General features: G+C 70.9%; 7 protein-coding genes. 5 read left to right on the forward strand and 2 right to left on the reverse strand.

The window, feature by feature from the left end; all coding sequences use genetic code 11:
* Positions 1-20: 20 nt before the first annotated feature.
* From ACIPSE_RS34180 to ACIPSE_RS34200, 5 genes are all read left to right on the forward strand, one after another.
* Positions 21-2,657: an AAWKG family protein gene (locus ACIPSE_RS34180; RefSeq protein WP_401670448.1), complete on the forward strand. Its 2,637-nt coding sequence runs from the start codon at positions 21-23 to the stop codon at positions 2,655-2,657.
* 40 nt (positions 2,658-2,697) lie between these two features.
* Entirely contained in the window at positions 2,698-3,144 is a 447-nt protein-coding gene (locus tag ACIPSE_RS34185; protein ID WP_401670450.1) for a YbaB/EbfC family nucleoid-associated protein, read from the forward strand.
* 59 nt (positions 3,145-3,203) lie between these two features.
* Positions 3,204-3,539, forward strand: a complete 336-nt coding sequence (locus ACIPSE_RS34190) for a hypothetical protein (RefSeq protein WP_401670453.1) — start codon at positions 3,204-3,206, stop codon at positions 3,537-3,539.
* A gap of 16 nt (positions 3,540-3,555) precedes the next feature.
* On the forward strand, positions 3,556-14,856 hold the full coding sequence (locus tag ACIPSE_RS34195) for a hypothetical protein (RefSeq protein ID WP_401670455.1): 11,301 nt from the start codon (positions 3,556-3,558) through the stop codon (positions 14,854-14,856).
* Positions 14,857-14,968: 112 nt separating this feature from the next.
* The gene (locus ACIPSE_RS34200; RefSeq protein ID WP_401670457.1) at positions 14,969-16,081 is read left to right on the forward strand and encodes a type VII secretion system-associated protein; all 1,113 of its coding nucleotides are present in this window, start codon (positions 14,969-14,971) and stop codon (positions 16,079-16,081) included.
* 93 nt (positions 16,082-16,174) lie between these two features.
* Here the strand turns inward: ACIPSE_RS34200 and ACIPSE_RS34205 are convergent, their stop codons facing one another.
* Together ACIPSE_RS34205 and ACIPSE_RS34210 are read right to left on the reverse strand one after the other, a co-directional pair.
* Positions 16,175-19,591 (reverse strand): right-handed parallel beta-helix repeat-containing protein, encoded by a 3,417-nt coding sequence (locus ACIPSE_RS34205; RefSeq protein WP_401670459.1) that lies wholly within the window; start codon positions 19,589-19,591, stop codon positions 16,175-16,177.
* A gap of 212 nt (positions 19,592-19,803) precedes the next feature.
* Positions 19,804-23,091 carry a BTAD domain-containing putative transcriptional regulator gene (locus ACIPSE_RS34210; RefSeq protein ID WP_401670461.1) on the reverse strand — a complete coding sequence of 1,096 codons (3,288 nt, stop codon included), beginning with the start codon at positions 23,089-23,091 and terminating at the stop codon, positions 19,804-19,806.
* Between the last annotated feature and the right edge of the window lie 146 nt (positions 23,092-23,237).

Genomic DNA, 23,237 nt, shown 5'->3' on the forward strand with positions numbered 1-23,237 from the left:
CACCAGGAGTTCCCGGCACCATGGCAGACGAAGGCAAGTGGGAGCAGGCGGTCTACCTGATGACCGGATGGAAGGTCCCGGCCAGGGGCTCCGTCACCAGCGACCTCCAGGGCAAGTCGAGCCGCAACGGCGGCAGCAGCGACGAAGCGGTCGACACCCCCTGGTTCTCGGTGACCATCAGCAACGTCGGGAAGTCCGACGCGACCGCCGCCGCCCAGCGGCTGGTCGCGCTCGGCGGGAACTACGTGCTGTTCTTCGCGGGCACCGGCGACGCCGGCCCGATGGAGAACGCCAAGGCACTCAACCTGTACGTCGCGAAGATCACGTACGCGTGGCAGACCGGCAGCGGGGTCAGCGGGACCAACTTCCACAAGTACGCCAACGGCGTCGCGTCGGCCCTCGACCAGCTCCAGGCGTCCCCGTGGAAGACCGCCGGCTTCTCCTTCGACGGACTGGCCGTGACGGAGACCGACTCCGTCGACCTGGGCACCTTCTCCCACCGGGCCAAGTCCCTGGACCGGGCCAAACTCTTCTTCGAGGAGCACGAGACCCGGCTCGACGGCTGGGTCAACGCCATGGGACGCGACAACGCGGCCTGGCAGGGCAACGCGGCCGGAGTCTTCGTCAACCTCCTCGACACCCTGCGCAAGCAGTACAAGCACTACCACGAGCAACTGGCGCCCGACGGCTTCAGCACCCAGACCGCCAGCGTGGTGGACGGCTATCTCAGCAAGACCTTCCAGGGCAACGGACTGATCGAGGCGGAACACGCCCTGAGCGCGGCCGTCAAGACGCTCAGGGACGCCTGGACCAAGTGGCACGGCGACCAGAACGGCCCCGTCACGGGAAAGGCGCCGGACGGCTCCGCCAACACCCCCGGCGGCCACTGGAACCCGGAGGACGTGATGCGCGAGGTCCTCACCGAGCTGAAGCAGTGGATCGACACCCACAACGCCGGCAAGGTCGTCACCCACTCCAACACCTACGGCACCGCCTACGGGGGCACCGAGTACTGGTACGACCTCCTGGAGGGCTTCAAGGAGAACGTGCCGGCGTACGGCAGCCTCACCGACCCCGCCAACTGGGCGAAGATCGGCCAGGAGGCGGTGGCCCGCTGGAACAACGGCGTCACCGCGTTCCTCGACCCCGCGGCCGACACCGCGACGACGACCCTCAGCGCCTCCTGGTCGCAACTGATGAACACCGACTGGGACCCCGCCTACGGCTTCGAGCAGGCCCCGTCCGCGACCCTCACCACGACCGGCGGCAGCGGCACCGACGGCAACAGCGACTCGAACTTCGACGTCAGCGACATCGCGAACATGCTCAACAACCAGAACTCCTCGGTCAACAGCGCCCTCAACGACATCGCCTCGTCCACGAACGACGCCCTGAACGGCATGGGCTCCTCCACCAACGACGCGCTCAACGACATCCTGTCCGGCGGGAGTTCGAGCGGTACGGACACCGGCGCCATCAGCAGCGACCTCAACAGCGATCTCAACGACATCCTCGGCACCGACGGCCTCACGGGCGACGGAACGGGAACCGGCACCGACCTCGGCACCTCGCCCACCTACACCTCACTGCTCAACAACGCGCTGAACGGCATCGGTTCGTCCGGCTCCACCAACACGAAGATCAACCCGGACGGCAGCATCACCGTCACCAACCCCGACGGCAGCACGACGACCACCAGCCCCGACGGCACCGAGGTCACCAAGTACCCGGACGGCAGCACCCTCACCACCGACCCCGACGGCCGGACCACCCTGGTCAACGCCGACGGCAGCACCTCCGTGCAGAACTCCGACGGCTCCGTGACCACCACCTATCCGGACGGCAGCGAGGTCACCCTCGACCCCGACGGCTCCTACACCGTCCAGAGCGCCGACGGCACGGTCAGCGACCTCGACCTCAAGCCCGGCCAGACCGTCACCAACCCCGACGGCAGCACCACCACCCTCAACTCCGACGGCAGCGTCACCACGACCTACCCCGACGGCCTGATCAGCACCCTCGAAGCGGACGGCACCTACACCGTCGACGCACCCGGCGTCACAGGGGTCGACACCTCCTCGCTCGCCCCGGACACCTCGGGCACGACGACGAGTTCGGGCACCTCGACCAGCGGCGGCGGCCTGAACAGCACCCTCGACGACCTCCTCAACGGCACCGCGTCCACCACCGAGTCCCTCAACTCCACCGCACAGGACGGGGACTTCCTCTACGACGACGTCCCCTACACCTCGTCGCTCTCCGGCGCGCTCGGCGGCACGGTCGCCTCGGGCGACGGTCTCACCGGCTCGACCGGGCTCAACCCCGGAGCGCTCGCCGCCGCCTCCCGCATGGGCGGCATGGGTGGCATGGGCGGCGACATGACCGCGGCCGAACGCCTCCGCTCCGGCTACGCGGACACCGACGGCGTCGGCAGCACGGCGCGCACCTCCGCCGCCCGTTCGGTGGCGAGCGCCGAGCAGGCGGCCACCCGGGCCAGCACCAGTTCGGGGATGCCGTTCATGCCTCCTGGCGCCGGACAGGGCAGTCAGGCCACCCAGAGCGAGGGCCGCACCCGCACCACCTGGCTGTCCGAGGACGAGGAGATCTGGGGCACCGACGAGGACGCCGCCCCCGCGGTCCTGGGCCGCGACGACTGAGCGCCCACCCGGACGCGGAACGCAAGGAGACAGACACACCATGGAATCCGTCGAGGAACGCCTCGCCAAGGCCATGCAGGCCCTGGAGACCACCAGAGCGGCGGTCGCCGACGCCGAGCAGAGACTGCGCGAGGCAACCGTCACCGTGACGTCCAGGGACCGTTCGGTGGAGGTCACCGTGGGCGCCCAGGGGGACCTGAAGGCCCTGCGGTTCCACGACGGCAGGTACCGCTCGATGGCCCCGGCCCAGCTCTCCGCCGTCGTGATGGAGACGATCGGCCAGGCCCGTGCCCGGATGTCCCGCCAGGTCGTCGAGACCTACCGGCCGATCTCCGAGAGCGTGCCCGCGCTGCCGGGGCTGCCGGGTGCGGAGATCGACTGGGAGCGGCTGTTCGGCTCGGACGAGGACGAGAGCGCCGCTGCCGCCCGACGCAAGCAGGCGGCCAGGCTGCGCGACGAGATCGTGGAGGACCCGGCCCAGCCGTGAAGCGCCGACCGGGAAGCCCCGGCACACCGTGAAGTCCCCAGAACCCGAGGAGATCCACCGTGGCCAGTTCGTTCGAAGCCAACCCCTATCTCACCCGCAGAGGCGCCCAGGTGCTGGCGGACATCGCCGACCACGCCAACGCCCTCGTCAACGCCCTTGAGCACCACCGCACCACCCTCACCGGCTGGGCGGGCGTCGACGACGACTACGCCCGGGAGGTCGGCCCGCAGATCAAGCGCAACTACCGGCAGACCCTCGACTCCGGCCGGCAGGTCGCCGAGGCCATCGTCTCCGTCGTCGGCAACACCGTCGGCACCGCGAAGCAGGTCGAGCGCGCGCAGAACGAGGCGTACGACGGCATCGCGGCCGAAGAGGCCCAGTACGGCAGGCACTGAGGGCGGGAAGTGAACCATGGGTGATCTGAGAGCATCGGAGGCGCTGAACGGTCTTCTGATCGCGTTGATCGGCACAGGACTGCCGCAGGCCAGCGAGACGGGGGCACGGGTCTCGCACGAGGAGCTGAACCGGTTCGGCGGTCTGATGCGGGCCCTGGAAGAGGACATCCGGTACTCGGTGGCGCACATCGGCGACTCGCTGCCGGGTGACGCCGGCCGCGAGTACGTACGGGCGATGTCGGTGCTGACGGGGGCGGACGGCGGGACGAACTACCTGCGGGAGTACGAGCGGAGCCTGCGCAGTGTCGCGGCGGGCCACCGCGACCAGTCCCTCAACATCCAGGAGAGCAAGTGGCAGATCATCGCCGAACTGATCCGGCTGGTGATCGAGCTGACGATCCTGGCGGCCACCGCGTGGATCAATCCGGCGGCGGCGGGCCAGGCGGCGCAGGCGAAGGCCCGGAGCACGACGATCTTCCTGACCACCCTGGACCTGTTCCTGCGGCGCACGCACCTGATGCCGAGCCTGAGCGAGGCACTGGAGGAGGCCTTCCAGACGCTGGTCGTGCGGCTGGGTCTGATGGCGTTCAACGACCCGGACATGCGGCCGTCGGGAGTCGACTGGCGGGCCGTGTGGCAGAGCGCCGCCTTCGGCGGTGCGGCGGGCTGGCTGTCGGGCCCCCTGCGCAACCTCGCGGACCGTTTCAACGGGCTGTTCGCGAAGAGCCAGAGCCGGGGGCTCTTCAAGGACCTGTCGGGGGACGTCACGTCGAAGTCCGGGCGGGATCTGCCGAACGGCACAGGCGGCACGGGCAATTCGCCGCAGTCGTTCGGTGACTGGCTGGCGTCGTCGCCGCGCCGGATGTCGGAGTTCGTGGCCGACGGTCTGACGGAAGCGTTGCCGGAGACGCTGCTGGCGATGGCGTTCTTCGGGACACCCTTCTCGTGGAGCGCGTTCGCGACGACGTTCTGGACCTCGGCCGTCAGCGAGCAGACGTCGGATCTCCTGGGCGAGGGCGTGACCCGTGGAGTGGGGAACGTCCGCGAGGTCTATGACGACTCGGCACTCCAGGCGAAGAGCACGGACAGTGTGGTCGGCGGGGTGCCCCCGACCACCGCGCGCGGGACCACGAGCGGCTCCGGCCCGACCGGTATCGGCGGCGGAGGTGCCAAGACCCGAGCCTCCCTGGGCACCGACGTCAACGCCCTGGACGTGCTCGACCGGATCGGCGCACCCGGCGTGACGGCACCCACCACCGAGCCCGCCCCCGGCACCGGCCGCACCGCTTCGACGGACACCGAGTCGGCCCAGCCCTCTCGGACGACGGCGAGCACGGGCAACCGGCCCGTGACGGAGCGGTCCGTACCCGACGAGATCCTGGGGACGGACCGGCCCGACCTCGCGGAAGAGCCGACGACCGGGGACGCCACGTCACCCGGCACGACCGCGCCGACCGCCATGGCCACGGCGACGGGGGCGGCATCGACCCTCGCCTCGCCCCCGTCGGCCGCCGCTCCAGCGACCGGCTCCTCGCCGACGACGGCCGCGCAGCCGTCGTCCTCGCCCCCTTCGGCAGGTACCGCCCGCGGCGCCGACCTGCCCGCGGCCGAGGTGAACCGCGCCAACGCGACGCCGGCCTCTGCCAGGCCCGCCACGGGCCCCGAGGCAGCCCGTACAACCGGCACACCGCCCGCCGGCACGAGCCGACCGGCCACGACGTCCTCCTCAGCCACCACGTCTTCCGCCGCCGCCACGTCCTCCTCAGCCACCACGTCTTCCGCCGCCGCCACGTCCTCCTCGACCACCACCACGTCGTCCGCTGCCACCGACGACCAGGCAGCACAGGGGACACAGCCCACCCGAGGCGCAGAGCCCTCGAAGCCGGTGCAGACCGCTGGGACCACCGCGCGCACGGCGACGGACGCCGATCCCGCCGAGCCGCGCTTCTGGGACGCGCTGCGTGACGACCTCGCCGCGTCCTGGGCGAGCGGCGCACCTGACCGGGGCGACCTCAGCACGGCCCTCAACATCGTCCGCACCCATCAGAAACTGACGACGTTCCAACCCGCCGACCAGCCATCCTTCGCGGATCTGGACCCCGGCCATCTGGCCGTGTACGCCGTCGCGGCGGACCTGAGGGACCACAACGACGTCGACTGGGCCGAGGCGCTCTCCCGACGGCTCGCCCAGGGGCGGCCGAGAGCGGAACGGGGCTACCTTCCCGGCGGCTCCGGACGGGGCAGGCCCGGACGGCCGGGCGAGGACACGTCCGGCGGCTCGAACTCGTCCGATCGCAGATTCGGCCCCCGGGCTCCCCGCTCGGCGTCGAGTTCCAGCGGCACCGGCTCCCTCGACACCGCCCGACGCCCCGCTACGACGAGCACGGCATCGACGGCCGTCCCCCCGGCCCCGGCCCCCACCACGACCTCGACCTCGCCCTCGACGTCGATGGACCAGGCGCAGCCGCGCTCCCGTCGTCTCCCCGCGCCCCCAGCATCCGGCACGGACCAGCCGGCCTCCCGGTCGGCCGATCCCGTGCGCCCGGACCGTTCCGTGGAACCCTCGCGGAGCGGCGAGCGCCAGGACGCGACGGCGACCCCGGCACTCTCCTCCACGCCTGGATCCCGCACCGGTGCCTCGACCGGTGCCTCGACAGACCAGCCGGTCGGCGGACGGCCCCGGCCGAGGCAGCCGATGGGGGCCCGCGCCCCCCGGGCGCCGCGAGACCGAAGCGTGCCCGCGAACATCACCACGCCCAGGCCGGACCCCGCACTGCCCGGCCACGCCCCCCGCGTGGCGTTCCGCACGGTCGATGTCGACGACCGCCCGTTCGAAGTACTGCGGGTGGAGCCCGACGGCGACTGCTTCATGACCTCGATGCTCGCGGGCCTGTCCCGCCAACTGCCCGGATCGCCGATGGCCGGCCTGACCGTACGGCAGCTGCGCGATCACGTGGGCGACTGGCTCGCCGGCGACAGTCCGGCGGCGGTGGCGCGGCGCGCGGAGCTCGACTCCGGCCCGTCTCCCCTCCAGGTGCTCATCAACGACCTCAGGCTCGCACAGCTGGAGGACCTGCTCGGCAGCAGAGCCCCGGAACCGACCGCGGAACAACTGGCCGCGATCGACCGTGACCTGAGCAGGCCGCAGTTCGTGCGGGAACTGCTGCGCCGGTTCCCGGACCCCGCCGACCGGTCGGTCATCGGTGACTTCACCGCGGGCATGGCCGCCGCCCTGCTGCCCGACTTCGCCCCGGACCCCTCCCAGATCCGTCCGGCGGACCGGCAAAGACTCGTCGCGGAGCTCCAGTTGGCGATCCTGCGTGAGGAGGCGACCCGTGAACTCGCCGCGGACACCGCACGCAGCCAGGAGCTCTACGCAACACTGATCCGCCCTCACCGGGGCCTCACGCGGATGTTCCCCCTGCTCCAGGACATGCGGCGGCTCACCCCGAGCGCCGCCGTCGAGAGCGCCGTACGCAACGTCGACATGTGGACGACTCCGTTCTACGACCAGGTGCCGCAACTCACCGCCGTGGCGCTGGATCTGAACATCACGCCGGTACAGCCGATCGAGGACATGGGCGACCTCGGCTTCGCCAACCCGCTGAACCCGTCCGCCACGCGCTCCTTGCACGTCTTCTACGAGGGAGGCAATCACTACTCGGCGATGAACCCGGTCGGCGGGGCGGTCCAGGTGCCACCACCGGTGTCGATCACCGAGGGCCTGCTGACCGGTGACAGTCCGGTGGACGGCATGCCCCCCGAGGCCCCCTGGTCGGACCTTCCCCCGCGCCCCGAACTGGCCGCGCTCACCGCCGTGCTGCGCGCCAGGGGAGCCAGCGACAACCTGCTCGCCCGGCTGCACGACCTCTCACCTGAGGCCGCCGACCGGCTCGCCGGAATGGCTGCGCGGACACAGACGACCCCCGCCCTTTCCACGACCCCGGCTTCCGACCAGGACCCGCCCGCGCCGCCCGGGTCGGTACTGGGCGCCGGTGACTTCGCGCGCTCGCGCCGGGACGCCGCCAGGAGCCGCACGAACCCCGTCGAGGCAGACCCCGTGGTCGTCACCTTCCCCGACCGCGCGACCGACCTCGGGCAGGCCCAACGGCGGACGCTCGACACCATGGTCGAACTGTTCGCGGAACAGGCACTGGGCAACGCGAGGATCGGAAGACCGCTGCCCGTGCTCAGCATCGACACGACCCCGGCGCCCCGGTCCCGGTTCGCGGTGCCCGGTACCCGCTCGCGGGACGAGGGCGCCGTACGGGAGCGGGCCGTCGAACGCTATGTCCGTGACCGTCTCGCCGAGGTCCTGCGGGACGGTCAGGCCGCGTATCGCACGCACCCCGTCACCGTCGACGATGTCCTCGTCGAGACGGGCGCCGCCGCCCGGAACAGGGCGGAGGCGGCGGCACTCTCCCGGAACGAGCGGTCACGGCCCCGGCCTGCCAACGCCGTTCGCGTCACGGTCGGCAGCCCGCCGCCCAACTCGGCTCAGGAGGAGCTCACTTCGACGGTCCTGGAGGACGAATGGTCCTTCGAGGTGAACAGGGCGGGGAACCCAGGACGCGGGACGGCAGCCTTGCAGATGGCCCTGACCATCGTGCGCGCCCACCAGCGGATCGCCGGTTTCCAGGTGGAGCTCGCCCCCGAGTTCGGGGACCTGCCGCTCTCCCACCGCGCGGTGTACGCCGTGGCCGCCGCCATCCTCCGGAACCCGAAGGAGCCCGACCATGCCGTAGAACTGTCCCGGACGCTGGCGGAGAACCAGCCTCCGCCACAGGACGTGCCCCGGCAGAACCCGCGGACGGGGGGCCGTCGGACGTTCGGGCGGCCGTCCGGCGACCGGTCGCAGCTGCCCGCCCCACCGCCCGTGACCGGCGGCACCACGTTCGTCACCACCGGACAGCAGCACGTGGCGTCGCCCGTCGACGTGCCCGTCCGGACCAGGCCCTACGGGCAGCCCCGTGTCCAGGTCCTGCCTCTCGTGGTGATGACACCCACGGAACGGGACGCGGCTCTGCTCGCCCTGACCGCCGACGAGCGGTCCTGGATCGCCAGGGACAGGAGGGTGGTCCAGGGGCTGCGGGACTCGCTGAGCCGGGAGGAGTTCGCACGGACCGCCGCGGTCCTGATGGTCGACGTGGCGCCCGGCGTGGACCAGCCGGTCTCCGCCCGCCGGGAGGCGCACCGCCTGTTCGCCGCCCTGCTCCAGGACCCGGACACCGCGGAACGCGTGCTGACCAGCGGCGCCCGTGTCACGGTGATCCCGAAGGACGTCCGGCTGACCGACGTGGAACCGTTCACCTCCCTGGCCGGACGGGCGCTGTCCGGAGGCCGGGTCTGGGACGACGTACGCGGCACCTCCGGGACGGTCACCGCGATCAGCGAGGAGAACCTCCTCGGTGAGATCTCCGCCCTCGTGAACAGCGAGTACGCCGACGGCTATTCGACGGCCGCGCACGAACTGGCCCACGTCGTCCACAAATACGGGCTCTCCGACGAGGACCGCAGGGCGATCGACCAGGCCTTCGAGAACAAGCTCCAGCTCGGCTCCCGGGCCGAATGGCCGGACGGCATACGCCTCGACCTGCACGGCACCCCCACCGACAACTACTCGGCCACCGACCCCTTCGAGTACTTCGCCCAGCTCACCAACGCCTACTTCCAGATCAACAAGGGAACCGACCCGGCCACCGGGCGCCCCCGCAACAACGGCCTCACGTACGTGCACACCCATGAGCGCCCGCTGAGAGTCCTCCTGGAACGCCTCTACGGCCCTCGTCCCACGCTGCTGCGGACAGGCCCCGTCAACCCGGTCGAGGCGACCCGCGAGGAGAACGAGACCTACGACGCCGTCCGCCGCCTCTTCCCCGACCTGCCCCCGCTGCACGACAACCCCCCGCCGGACGACACCCCCGTCGGTGACCTGGTGCGCTGGAACGGCCCGCTGACCCTGGCGCAGACCCATTCCGTGACGGAACGGGTACGCGAACTGGGCAACACCGCCCGACTGAGTGCCATCCGCATCATCCAGGACCGGCTGCGCAAGCGCGCGGCCCGCCTGGAGGGCACGAGGTTCCAGGACAGCGCTCAAAGTCTGGAGACGTGGGTCACCGGAGAACTCGACCTGGTTCAGCGAGCGCCGGGGATGGACGCCCCGCCCAAGGTCATCAACTTCTTCTGGGTCGGCCGCCCGCTGTCGCCCGCCGGCGTCGCCAACGTACTGGCCTGGGCCGAGGTGGCCCGCACCCATGGCTGGACCGTGCAGATGTGGACGGACACCACCCCGGTCACCATGGACGGCAGTGGCCGGCAGCAGCCGTCGCTGAGCGAATGGAGCCCCGGGACCGAAGAGTTGTTCAAACAGGAGGGGATAAGGTTCCGCTCGGCCCGGGAGCTGTTCCCGCTCGACCGGCCCCCCGCCGCCGGCGACGAGGGCTTCACCCTCGAGGACCAGCAACTGCTGAAACTCCGCACCATCTACGACCGGGCGCGCACCAATCCCACGGCGTTCCCGGTCGCCTCGGACGTGGCGCGGCTGGCCATCATGCTGTACGACGGCGGCACCTACGCGGACGTCGACCTGGAACCCGGCACCGCCGAATTCAGCTCGCCCCCGCGCAAGATGGGCCGCTCCGACATCCCGCTCATCGGCCCCATGTTCCGCGACCAGTCGAGTTTCCGGCAGCAGCGCGCGGAGTTCGCCCAGGAACTGGGCCTGCGCCCCGAAGACATGACCATGGTGGACGTCGCCGCGCACGCCATGACCCACGGACGGTTCGGCAACGCCCTGATGTCGACCGTGCCCCAAACGGCCTTCTTCCGGCAGGTCATCAACGCGATCGACGGCAAAATCCTCACGTGGAACGCGGAGGAACTGGCCTTGGGCGGTGCCTTCCTGACCGGCCCGCTTACCTTCACCAGGGCTGTCGCCGCCCAGATCGGCACCTACGGCCTCGGCGAGATCGACGGGGCCGAGCACGGCGTCGCCGTCGACCCCCACGAGGTGAGGCGCTGGGCACACGCCGGCTGGCTCACGGAGGAGAGCGAGAACCAGGTCGAACGCGTCGCGGCCGGCCCCGCGGTGCCGGGCCAACTCCCGCCCCCACAGGCGATGAGCAACGTCTCCACGGTGTCCGGCGGAGCCGCGTTCACCGGTTCGCCCAGCCGGACACGGACCACCGGCCTCCCGGTCGGCCGGGCACCGGGAGACACCGCGCCGATCACCTCCGGTTCCGAGGGGCACCGTGCCGATGGCGTCCCGCCGACATCCTTCACCGCAACGGCGACGCCCGCGGCGAACGTCTCCGGGGGCACCGTTTTCGTCAGCCCCCGGGCGACCCCGGTCGCCCGGAACCTCGGCCCGGACACCGGGAAGGACCTGCCCGCGCTTCCGCCCGTCGACCGGAGCACGGACGAGCGCGAACTCGCGTCCGAGGAGCCGGAGTCCGCGTCGAGGAAGCGGGAACTGACCGTGGCCGACGAGGAATCGGTCTCCGCCTCCACGTCTCCGGAGGACAAACCTCTCACCGTCCGCTTCCCGAAGGGCTCGCGCACGATGGCCGACAGCGCGCACGAGTCACTGCGCGACCTGGCCCGGCAGGTGGCGCGAGAGGCGCTGCGCGACCACGCCGCCGGACGGACCCCGCGGCCGATCCGGGTACGCGGCCGGGGCAACGACGCATACAACGCCGGATACACCGCGAAGGCGCGGGCGAAGAACACCGCTCGGGTTCTGGAGGCCTATCTGGCGGTCGAGTTGCGGAGCCTCCAGACAGACGCCCGCTCCCCGCTGACCACAGGTGACATCGCGATCCTCCACGGCTACGAGGACACCGCCGGGCAACACCGCACGGACCCCTACGAGCGCCGCACCGCGATCGTCACCCTCGGCGACGAGGGCCCCGACGGCGTCACATGGACGCGGTTGCGGGAGGCCGGGCACCGGGACACGCGCGAACTCGCCGAGACCCCGACGCGCATCCTGTTCGCCCGCGGCGACAAGGCGGTGCCCGACCAGGGCCGGCAGGTCATCGAGGACCTGGTGGACCGGATCGCCGTACGGGCCCTGCGCGAGCGGACGCCGGGGGACGGACCGACCGTGATCCGGGTCGCGGGCCGCGGCAACGGTCGGAACACGGCCGAGGCCACCGGAACGCTGCGGGCGACGAACACGGGGGCCGCGGTGGAACAGGCGCTGGCCCGCAGGCTGGCGGAACTCCAGAGCGGGGCGACCGACCCGCTGACGATCGACGACTTCACGGTCGAGACCGTCTACGACGACGCTCCCAGGGCGATCTACGAGGACCCACTGACCCATCGCCAGGCGATCATCACGGTCGACTGGCCGCCCCGGAAGGCTGATGCCGAACGGGGCCAGAACACGGCCCTGTCCGACGATGCCGGGCGCGGTCCGACCGTCGAGGTCATCCCCATTGAAGGCTCCCTCCTCGCCCTGCGGTCCCCGTCCGTCCCCGGTAACGGCTTCGTCGAGGCCGTGCTGATCGCCCACCGCGACTCGATCCGGGAGACGACGCCCGACTGGTACCTCGACGACGGCACCCCCGACCCGGAGACCGTCCTCTGGCTCCGCAAGGAGATGGTCACCGACCTGATCGGTTCCGATGTACGGGGCCCGCTCCCGCCGTTCCCGACCGACGGATTGACCGTCTCCTCGGAGGAGCTGGACCTGATCGGCGCCGAGGAGACACTGGGCCGGGAGAGGGAGGACGGGAGCCGCGAACTGGGTCCCGACGACCTCACCCCGCTCCAGTACACCCGGCTCCTGCTGCTCCGCTCCGACGGCTGGAACTCGCAGATCGCGGAACTGGCAGTGGAGCGCATCAGTTCCCTTCTCACGCACGACCTCACGCTCTTCGACCTGGACAACGGCACAACGCACGCGGCCGGCCCGGGCATCGGATCCGGAAGACTGGTCCTGACCGACGGCCGCTTCCACTGGACACAGCCCCATGACCGGGTCGGCCAGGACACCACCATCGGCTTCGCGGCCATGCGCAAGCAGCTCGCCGCGCGGTGGTCTCAGGGCGTCCCGGCCGGGGACGACATCACCCTGGCGCACAACGTCGTCCGCACCCACCAGCGACTGACGTCGTTCGAACCGGACGCCGAGCCCGACTTCGCCACCCTGGACCCCGCCCATCTCGCGGTCTACGCAGTCGCCCTCGACCTCAGGACACACGGCGACGAGGAACACGCCGAGGACCTCTCCAGGCAACTGGCCCAGGGCCGGGACAGAGCCGTACGCGGCTACATGCCCGGTGGCAGCGGCAAGGGGAAGGGGAGGAAGCCCAGACCGGTCGTCATCTATGCCGGTGAGGACGCGGGGGGCACGGTGGGCGGATCCGGCGGCCACGGCACGGGCCGGGGACAGGCGGCGGTGTACTCGCAGTACGGAATGGCGGCAGTGGGTTCCTCTGGTGACAACCCGGCGCCAGTTGACTGGCATGGAATGACCGCGCACGAGGCGCTCAGGCAGCTCAGGGCTGCACCGAAGCGATTCCTCGACAACAACGTGCTGATGTCGCGCATGGACGAGGGAATCGTGGCCCGGTTCGGCGTTTCCCAATTCGTCGCGTTTGAATTTATGGACTGGATGAACAGTCAGAACCAGCATTGGTTTGCGCTGACCAAGGATACGAGTCGAACTGCGGCAAATCGCCAGCCGGTTTACCTTTTGACCCCAGCGGTCGAAAAGTATGTGGAAATGTTCGGGCGGCATGAGCTGCGGCTTCAGTCCATAGTGAAGAAGATGCACCTTCCCTCGCCTGCCGTTGATGACTCTTATGTGAGAGCTCACTTCATTCCTTATCTGACTGGAGGAACTGCGAACCCCGACGACAACGTCGGCCACACCGAGATACCGGTGGATGGGGGCATGGGTTCCTTTGGAAGCTTCGATTTCGTCTTCACTCCTGGGATGAACGGTTGTGCCCTGGTGGTGACGATGAGCAGGGTGTCGGATCACAACTTCACGGCCTGGCACTATCAGTCGCCGGGCGGCCGCAGCAATGTGGAGGACGCTCAGCAGTTCCGTGTGGAGAGAAGTCCCTTCGAGTGGTTCGGGCACGAGCAGTACATGACGTCGGTCCCAGGCATGAGGCCGGAGGCCACGAACTTCATGTGGCGTCCTCCGGAGGGTGGTTGGCGGATCCTGAGTCAGGACAATCATGTTCCGTTTAAGGAGACCAACTGGGTGACCACCACCAAAGTCATGGAAAAGCAGCTCGGCACCGGACGTCAGACGATCGACGTCCACGCGATCTACAAGGCGATGGCAGATGAGCGGTACGCCGCACTCCTGAAAGGGGACAGGGAAAAGGTTCAAGGTCTGAAGAAGAATGGCAGGAACAAGAATGTCGCCCGCGCCTACGAAATCGTGTTGACGCAGGCCAGGATCGATGCGGCGAGCCTGGCTCGCGCCGTTCTTCCACGGGATCTGGTCAATGCGGGCCAGACGATTCGGCAGGCTCATGCGGCGATGGATATCAAAGTCCGGGCTCTTCTCGCGAAGCAGGATGACGTCGATGAACGGCCGTTGACGGGACTATGGGGTAATCCGAAGACGGATGACGACGAGTTGGCCCGCAACGGTGCGCGGAGCATCATCGCCGACGTCTCTGACCCCAGGTGGTTCCAGTGCCTTGAGCGAGAGTCCGCTGTCCTTGCGGGTCGGTCTTTCGCATTGTCTTCCCCGGGCACCGGCCCGCATGACTCGTACGCTCCCACGCCTGGTGCGACCGGAAGAGTCTCTTTCTCGCCCCTGCCCGCGCCCTCACAAGGCTATGCGTCGTACGGGGCGACGGGGCAGGGGTGGTCCTCGCCTTCCGGCACCCAGGTCCAGGGCGGCTGGCCGACAGCAGGTGGCGGCAGTGGTCTGCCGCAGGTCCCCCGGAGCGTGGCAAGCCCGGCAGTACCCGTCCCGGGAGGTACGGCGTACGTGACCTATCCGAGTTACTCGATTCCCCTTGCCACGGGCCTCGCGCTTGCCCCCGCTTCGGGCGGTTCGGCCGGTCAGGGCTCAAGTGTGCCGATGTACCCGGCATACACCACGGACGTGCCCTCGGGAAGCGCGACATCCTCGTCGTACGGCTATGGCTACTACCCGACGTCCGTTCCGGGAAGCACAGCTGTTCCGGCCCCCGGTGGCACCGCATTCACGGGGTACCCCAGCGCGGCGCCGCGTGCCGGGTTCCGCCTCGCTCCACCGCCGCCGGATGAGTACTACGGGGACGCGGACTACGGGGACTTCGAGGGACAGCCGCCCGTGTGGCCATCCGGCCAACGCTGAGAGCACGGCCTGCCAGGCCGCCGAGAGGCCCGCAGCCCGGCGTTCCGCCTTCGCGTCGGCCCGGCGCACACGACCGACTCCAACCACGACGATCACTGTGAGGACCCGACCCATGACGAACGACGCCCCCGCGGCCGAGGACGAAGCCGCGCCGCAGGACGGCCTTCCGGCGCTGCCCACCTCCCTCAGCCTCGTCCCGCAGGACCTGTCTCCAGGCCCGGCCGAGGAGCCCGAACAACCCGAGGACGCCCGGCCGCCGGTGCTCAGCCGTCCGGTGGCCCCCGAGGACCTCACCCCGGCCGATATCGGGACCAGCGACGACCCCGGGTCCGCCGAGGCCATGCCCGCACCGCCGCGCCATGTCGTCGAGGCCGCCGAGGAGACACCCGGGCACTGGTTCGCTCTGCCCGACCCCGCCTGGACCGGGACCTGGCCGCCACCGGCATGGACCGTGGTGGGGGAGTGGCGGGCGGACGACCTCGGACAGCTCGTCGAGTGGCGGCACAACCCGGACTACGTGCGTTCCCCGGCGGCCCGCGGCTGGCCAGGGCCGACCGACGCGATCGACGCCGCCGTCCAGCGCGCCGCCGCGGGCTACGGCCAGGACGACGAAGTGCCCGAACTGCTCGCCGGGGCGGAGGTGGCCGTCTTCGTCACCCCCGGCGGGGAACCGGTGGCCGCGGTCGCCCCGGACGGCACCCCGGTGGTCCTCGCGTTCACCTCCGAGGCCCATCTGGCGAACGCGGGCCGCCTCACCTACGCGATCCACGACGTGCCCGCGCTCGCCGACCTGCTGCCCGAGGATCACCAGATCTATCTGAACGCCTCGGCGCCGGTGTCCATGTGCGTGGACCCGGCGGCCCTCGCGAGGGCGATCGAGCGCGCCCGGCAGGAGACGGACGCTCGCGAAGCCGGTGAGGACGAGCCCTCCTCCGAGCCGGACGACGAGGTGCCCGACCCGGCGCCCGATCCGCAGGAGATGCCGGAGACCGAGCCCGACGAAATCATCCCGGCGGCCGTCCGCGTGGACACCAGTGGAACCACCGAGGTGCCCGGCGTGGCCTCCGGGACCACGGTCACGGAGGCCGACGAGGACTCCCGCACCGATCAGCCCTCTGAGCCCTCCGGCACTCCCGCTGCTGTCCCGCCGTCTGCCCCGGCCGCCGGCAGCGCGACGCTCGCGGAGAGCGCGGCGGCGGCGCTGATGCCCGCCGCGGATCGCTGACTGCCCAGGCCCGCCCGCCCGTCCGCCGCACGATGAACGCCGTGGCCCCCGAGAAGGGGTGGCCACGGCGTTCATCGTGCGGCGGGGTTCAGTTCACTGCCCGGGCAGTGCTCCGGCATGCAGGTGCGCCCCGGCGGAGGGCGACAGCGCCGTCCCGGCCGTCGTCTCGCCCCCTCCCACGGACCGCGTCTCCGGCAGATCCTCCGGCAGCAGCGCCTGAAGGTCCTCCATCCCCGGCGAGGCCATCACGGCGAGGCGACGGGCCTGGCTCGTGGTCATCGTCTGGAGCAACTGACGTGCCGTACGGGCGTTGCCGAAGGAGCGGTCACGGGGGAGCGCGCCGAGATACCCGCGCAGGGCCTCGACGGTCTCGGGTCCGCAGGCGTAGCCCGCGTCGGACGCCTGGGCGCGGACGATGGTGACCAGTTCCTCCGTCGTGTAGTCCTCGAACCGCACGTGCCGGGAGAACCGTGAGCCCAGACCGGGGTTGGAGGCCAGGAAGCGGTGCATCTCCGCGGTGTATCCGGCGACGATGACGACCACGTCGTCGCGGTGGTCCTCCATCAGCTTGAGCAGGGTGTCGACGGCTTCCCGGCCGAAGTCGGAGGGCGAGTTCTCGGGCGTGAGCGTGTACGCCTCGTCGATGAACAGCACACCGCCCAGGGCGCGTTCGAAGGTCTCCCGGGTCAACTGGGCCGTGTGGCCGACGTATCGGCCGACCAGATCGGCGCGGGCCACCTCGACCAACTGGCCGCGCGGCAGTACGCCGAGGGAGTGCATCAGGTCCGCGTAGAGCCGGGCGACGGTGGTCTTGCCGGTGCCGGGCGGGCCCGCGAACACCAGATGATGGCTGAGCCTGGGGGCCGGCAGGCCGACGGCCTCCCGTTGCCGGGCCGCCGCCAGCACGCTCACCAGGTCGCCGACCTCCTGCTTGACCGCGTGCAGCCCCACCATGGCGTCCAGCCGTGCGAGCAGCGTCCGCGGATCGGGCGCCGCACCCTGCGCCGCTGCGGAGGTGTCCGGGCTCACGTCGGCGGGGAGCAGCAGCGCCAGGTCGCTCTCCGCGGGATCCACCATCGCCGCGAGTCGTACGGCCTGCCGGTCGATCATCTCCTCGAACACCCGGCGTGCCTCGCGGCCGTTGCCGAAGGAGGCGTCGCGGGGCATCCGCCGGTAGAGCTGTGCGAGGGCCTCCCGGGTGCCCGGGTGCAGCTCGTAGCGGTGGGCCGCGCACATGTTCTCCGTGATGGTGACCATGTCGTCGTCGGAGTAGTCGGCGAATTCGATGCTGCGGGTGAAACGCGAGGCCAGACCGGGGTTGGAGGCGAGGAACGCCTCCATCTCCGCGGTGTATCCGGCGACGATGACGACCACGTCGTCGCGGTGGTCCTCCATCAGCTTGAGCAGGGTGTCGACCGCCTCCCGGCCGAAGTCGGCACCGGACCCCTTGCCGTCGGAGAGCAGCGTGTACGCCTCGTCGACGAAGAGCACCCCGCCGAGCGCCTCCTTGAACGCCTCCGTGGTCTTGATGGCCGTACCGCCGATGACCTGGGCCACCAGGTCGGCCCGCGAGACCTCGATCAGGTGGCCGGAGCGGAGGACGCCGAGCGAGGCGAGGATGCCGCCGTAGAGCCTGGCCACGGTGGTCTTGCCGGTGCCGGGCGGTCCGGCGAAGACGAGGTGCCGGCTCATCGGGGGCACCGGCATGCCCAGTTTCGCGCGCCGCTGGGCCAGTTGGTTGAGGTGGACGAGGGTGGAGACCTGCTGCTTGACGCCCTCCAGGCCGACCAGCGCCTCCAGTTCGGCCAACGGACCTGAGACGGTGGCGCCCTTGGCGGTCCCGTCCGGTGGACTTCCGGCGTCGGGGCCCGCCGGGGTCTCCCGGCCGTTCCGTTCCGGCAGTTGCGTGCCCCAGGCGTCCGGGGTGGCGTTGCCGGGGCTGGAGAGGTCCTCGACGGTGAGCCGGTCGCCCGCGCGGGTCTGGCGCAGTCCGGCGCCCCGGTTGTCGCGGACGACGCAGCCGGTCACGGAGACCGCCTCCGCCGTGTCGACCCTGATGCCGTCGCCGAGGCCGCCGGACGCCTCGCACTGCCCGATGACCGCTCTGGAGCCGGGGGACAGCAGGATTCCGTGGGCGCCCGCGCCGGTGATCCGGCATCGGGCGGCGGCCAGTTCGCCCCTTTCGGACACGACGATCCCGGAGCCGGAACTGTCCTCCACGACGGTGTCCCGTAGGGTCACCCGGCCGCCGGGTGCGACGGTCACGCCCGCATCGCCCGGCTTGAGGAGCCTGCCGTCGGCGAGGTGGAGGCTGCCGCCCTCGGAGACGAGCACGGCGGATCCCTTGGCGCCCTCGATCCGGGAGCCCTCCAGCCGGCCGCGTCCCCCGTCTGCCACCTCCACACCGTGTCCGCCCGGGGCGGAGATCAGAGCCCGGTGCAGCAACGGGTTGGCGTTCGAGCTGATGACGACGGCGATCCCTGCCGTGTCCGCCACGTCCAGACGGTCGAACTCGGGCGCGGAGTCCTCCGTGATCAGTACGGCTGCCCTCGGGTCCCCGCAGTCGCGCACCACGGCCCCGTCGAACACCGGGGCGGCGCCGCCGCTCACCCGGATCGCCGGTCCGGCCGCGGACTGGAACGCGCACTCCTCGTACGTCCCCCGCGACCGCTCGTGCACCATGAGCCCGGCCGAAGCGGTCCGGTCCGTACGGCAGCGGCGCAGGGTGGGGTCGGCGCCTGAGGACACGACGATGCCGGCCTCCGAGGCGCCGGTGACGGCGACGTCCTCCAGGACGTTGCGCGCGCCCGAGGTGATGAACACGCCGGTGGTGACGTCCCGCACGGTGGTGCGGAGCACCGTGGTGCAGCTGAGCGCCTCCAGGGCGATGCCGGGCTTGTCGGTGCCGGAGATCTCGCAGTCCTCGACCGAGCCCCTCGCCTCGCCGTTGGCCAGGACGCCATTGCCCCGTGCGTCCCGCATCCGGCAGCCCCGGACGGTGGTGCGCGAGCGCTCGCCCACAACGACCGCCGAGGACCCCAGATGCTCGATCTGACAGTCCTCGACGACACTCCCGCCCGGCGCGAGGTCGACCACTCCGGCGCCCGCCGGATTGGTCACGCGGCAGCCCCGCATCGCCAGCGAACCCGACAACCGGGCCAGCACGGCGGCCCAGCCGGAGCCGACCACCGTGCAGCGTTCCATCGCCACTTGACCGCGAGGCGCGTCGACCACGGGCACGTCCTCGTCGCCGCCGCGCAGCAGGAGGCCGGTGAGCATCACTTCCTCGGCCATGAGGGTCACCGCGCTTCCACGGCGCGGACAGATCTCCACGCTGTCCCGCTCGCGCTCGGCGACGATCGTCACCCTGGTCCGGATGAGGAGGTTCTCGGCATAGCGTCCGGGGGCCACACTGATGACGGCACCCGTGCGCGCCTGCGCCAGGGCCTCGCCGATCGTACGGTAGCCGTCCGGACGTTCCGGGCAGACCATGAGCACCTGCCGTGACACTGTCCAACCTCTCTGAGCCACGTACGCGCGTGCGCGGACGCCGCGGCACCGACGACCGTGGTTCACATCCCCGGACCGGTGGCGGCGCCGGGCTGTCGGATCGTAGGCAGAGAGGTGTGCGTAAGAACTGACCTTGAACGGCGGCGTCGGTGGCCGAGCCGGTCGACGCGGTCCGCAGCGGCGGGACCGGAGCGGTGCACGCGCCCGGACGGCTACGGCACTGTCGGGTCTCTGAGGTCTCCGAGCTCGGCGGCGCGACTGACGCCCAGGGTGGACAGGGCCTGTTCGAGGTGGAGCGCGACCGTGCGATGCGACAGCAGCAGGCGCGCCCCGATCTCGGTGTGGCTGAGGCCCTCGGTCACGAGCTGGACGATCTGACGCTGAAGGGCCGACAAGGAGCCGAGAGCCGCCGCACGCCCCCGGCTGACCTGGACGCCTGTGCCCCTGAGCGCCTGTCTGGTCTGTTCGGCCCAGGGCAGGGCACCCACCTGCTCGTAGATGTCCAGGGCGATGGTCAGCTGGACCCGGGCCTCGTGGACGCGCTGCCGGGCGACCAGCCAGCGTCCGTAATCCGCACGTGCCGCGGCGCGTTCGAGAGGCCACTGCTCGCCCAGCGGGTCGCTGAGGGCGCTCTGGTAATGCTCCTCCGCCGCTGCCGGACTGTCCGACAGCAGGGCGTGTGCACGGGCCAGCAACTGGGCCACCCGCGCGGAGACCGCGCCGGCGAGGTGCTCCTCGGCTTGACGCACGATGCGGCGAACAGAGGTGACGTGCCCGGCACGCCCGGTGTGCCGGGCCGCCGCGGCCAAATCCGCCAGACCGTAGTAGGACTGCTGGAAATGGACCGGCCGCCCGTCCTCGGTGAACAGACGACGGAAGCACTGATAGGCCTCCGTGTGATCGCCGTCCGCACCGGCGGCCACCCCCAGTGCCCAGCGAGCCCGCACCGCCACGACTCCGGTGCGGCTGATGTCGGACGCGAGAGCACGATGGAGCGCCGCCCGCGCGGTCGTGGTCTCGCCCCGCACCGCGCAGACGGCTCCGGATACGGCGAGTGAGTGCCCGACGGCCAGGTTGGTCCCCTCTCCGGGGGCGGTCGTCTCCATGGTGCGCGTGGCGGACTCCTCGGCTGCGGGCAGCCGTCCCTGGTGCAGGGCGATCCAGCCCAGCGAGCTCACGATGAGGGTGCCACCGACACCCTCGGCCTCAGGATTCAACGGGTCGGTCATCTGGGGCATCAGCTGATGGGTGAGCTCCGGCTCGTCGAACACATCGGCTGCGGCCCCCAGTTGGGTGTCCGTCCGCATGTCCGGGCCGAACCGCGCGACGAGTTCGCGCAAGGTGCGCAGGTGGGAACCGCGCCGGCCGTACGGCGCGCACATGGTCTCCGTGTAGAACCGGGCCACTTCGGTCGCCGGGTCCTGCGCGGAGAACAGCGGCAGAATGCGCAGCACCTCCTCGCAGCGCCCGGGGTCGCCCAGGAAGTAGGCGGCCGAGGCGGCGGTGGTGAGGGAGGCACGAGCCGCCTCGGGGGCCACGACGGCCAGAGTGGCGGCCGTCGGCAGCAGGAAGTCGAGGGCGTCCTGCTGCCGATTGCGCGTGAAGGCGGCCCAGCCACGCAGCATGGACACCTGCGTGAGGATCTTCGGGTCGTCGGTGAGCCCCATGACCTGGGTGGACAGCGCGGAGACGTACGCCGCACGGTCCTCGTACGTCGCGATGTAGGCCGCGCGGACCAGCCTGCGTGCCCGCGCGTCAGGGCCGGAACTCAGCTGCGCCGCGCGTTCGAGCGTGGTGGTCACCTCGACACTGGCACTGCGTCTCAGTGCCCGGTCCGCGGCGGCCTCCAGAGCCAGCGCCGCCTCCTCGTCCGGGCCCTCGGCGGCTGCGGCGAGATGCCAGGCCCGCTGGTCGGCCGTGCGGTGCGACGAGACGGCCAGGGCACGGTGTGTGTCACGCCGCAGGGCCAGCGAGGCGCTCTGGTGGACGGCCGAGCGCACCAGCGGATGCCGGAACTGGATCTCGCCGTCCGCCAAGTGCACCAGCCCGGCCTGCTCGGCCCCTGCCCAGCACGCCTCGTCGGTGAACTCTGCCGGCATGGCGGCGAGCTTCGCCGTACCGGAAGCGGCGGCGAACATGAGGGCCCGTTGGGTGAGCTGCGGCAGTTCGGTGAACCGGACGCCGAACATTTTGGTCAAGCGAGCGGTCAGCGGCACCCCCGAGGCCTGCCAGGCGGAACTCCTGGGGGAGCCCTGGGCGGCCACCTTGGTCAGTTCGATCAGCGCGAGCGGGTTTCCCGTGGCGAGGTCCAGCACTTCCCGGCGTACCGCATCCGGCAGCCGAAAGGGCTGACGGTCCAGCAGTTCCTCCGCAGCCTCCTCGATGAGAGGCTCGAGCGTCCAGTACGGCACATCCCTGTCGAGCCCCGCAGGGGGTACGGAGCCGCGAGCAGCCACCAGCATGCAGATGGGTTCGCCCTCGAGTCGCCTGGCCAGAAACCCGAGGACATCCAGCGAGGCCCGGTCGATCCAGTGCCCGTCGTCCACGAGAACGGCCAGCGGACCTTCGTCCGCCAGCATGGAGAGGAGGTTGAGGGTGGCGAGGGACACCAGAAGCCGCTGAGTGGTGTCCGGTTCGCCGTGCGGCTCGTCGAGACCGAACGCGCTGAGCAGGGCGTTGCTGTGTTTGGCGGGGAGCCGATCCACCTCCGGCATGACGGTCCGCAGGAGTTGGTGCAGTCCGGCGAAGGCCAGGTCCTGCTCGCTCTGGGCTCCCCGCAGCCGCAGAATCCGGATGCTCCGTGACGTCGCGATTCGGGTCGCCTCATCCAGCAAGGCGCTTTTGCCCAGGCCCGGCTCGCCCAGCACGATGGCTATGTGTGCCGCATCGGGGGAGGGAGAGAACAGGGCCAGGACCCGAGCCAGGTCCCGTTCCCGGCCCACGCACCGGGACTGTTCGAAGTCCTGGGCCCGCACGGCGGTCTCGACCGTTGTGCTGTCGCCGGTCGCGGAGGACGTGGGTGGTGCTTCGTGCCCGGGTCCTACGGCCTTGTGCAGGACCTCTGTGCGTTGTTCGAGGATCGCCTGTTCCAGCTCCTTGAGGACGTGGCTGGGGTCCAGTCCGACTTCCTGGCCGAGGAGTTGCCGACAACGGCGCAGAGCGCTGAGGGCGTCCACCTGATTGCCGGATGCCCACAGAGCGACGGCCAGAAGCCGCCAGCCCTCCTCGCGCATGGGGTATTCGCGGGTCAGTGCGGTGGCGGGCAGGATCGCGGCCCGTGCCGGACCGGAGCGCAGGGTGGCTGCGGCCAGCAGTTCCTGTGCGGTCGCCCGCAACTCGTTCACTCTGAAGCGCTCGGCCTCGGACCATGGCTCGTCCGCGAACTCGCCGTAGGCGGCCCCGCGCCACCAACCCAGTGCCTCCTCCAGCAACTGCTGTGCCCGACGCGGTTGTTCGGCGTGCGCCAGGCGCAGCGCGTTCTCGAAGCGCCATGCGTCCACCGCCTCCTCGGGCAGCCGCAGTGCGTATCCTCCGGCGGAACTGACCAGGACGGTCGCGGGGCTACGGGGCAGCCGATCCGGTTCCAGAACTCTGCGAAGGTTCGACACGTACGCGTGCAGTGAGGCCAGAGGCTGTGGCGGAGGGT

Source organism: Streptomyces sp. NPDC090106, from assembly GCF_044747265.1.
GTDB lineage: Bacteria > Actinomycetota > Actinomycetes > Streptomycetales > Streptomycetaceae > Streptomyces.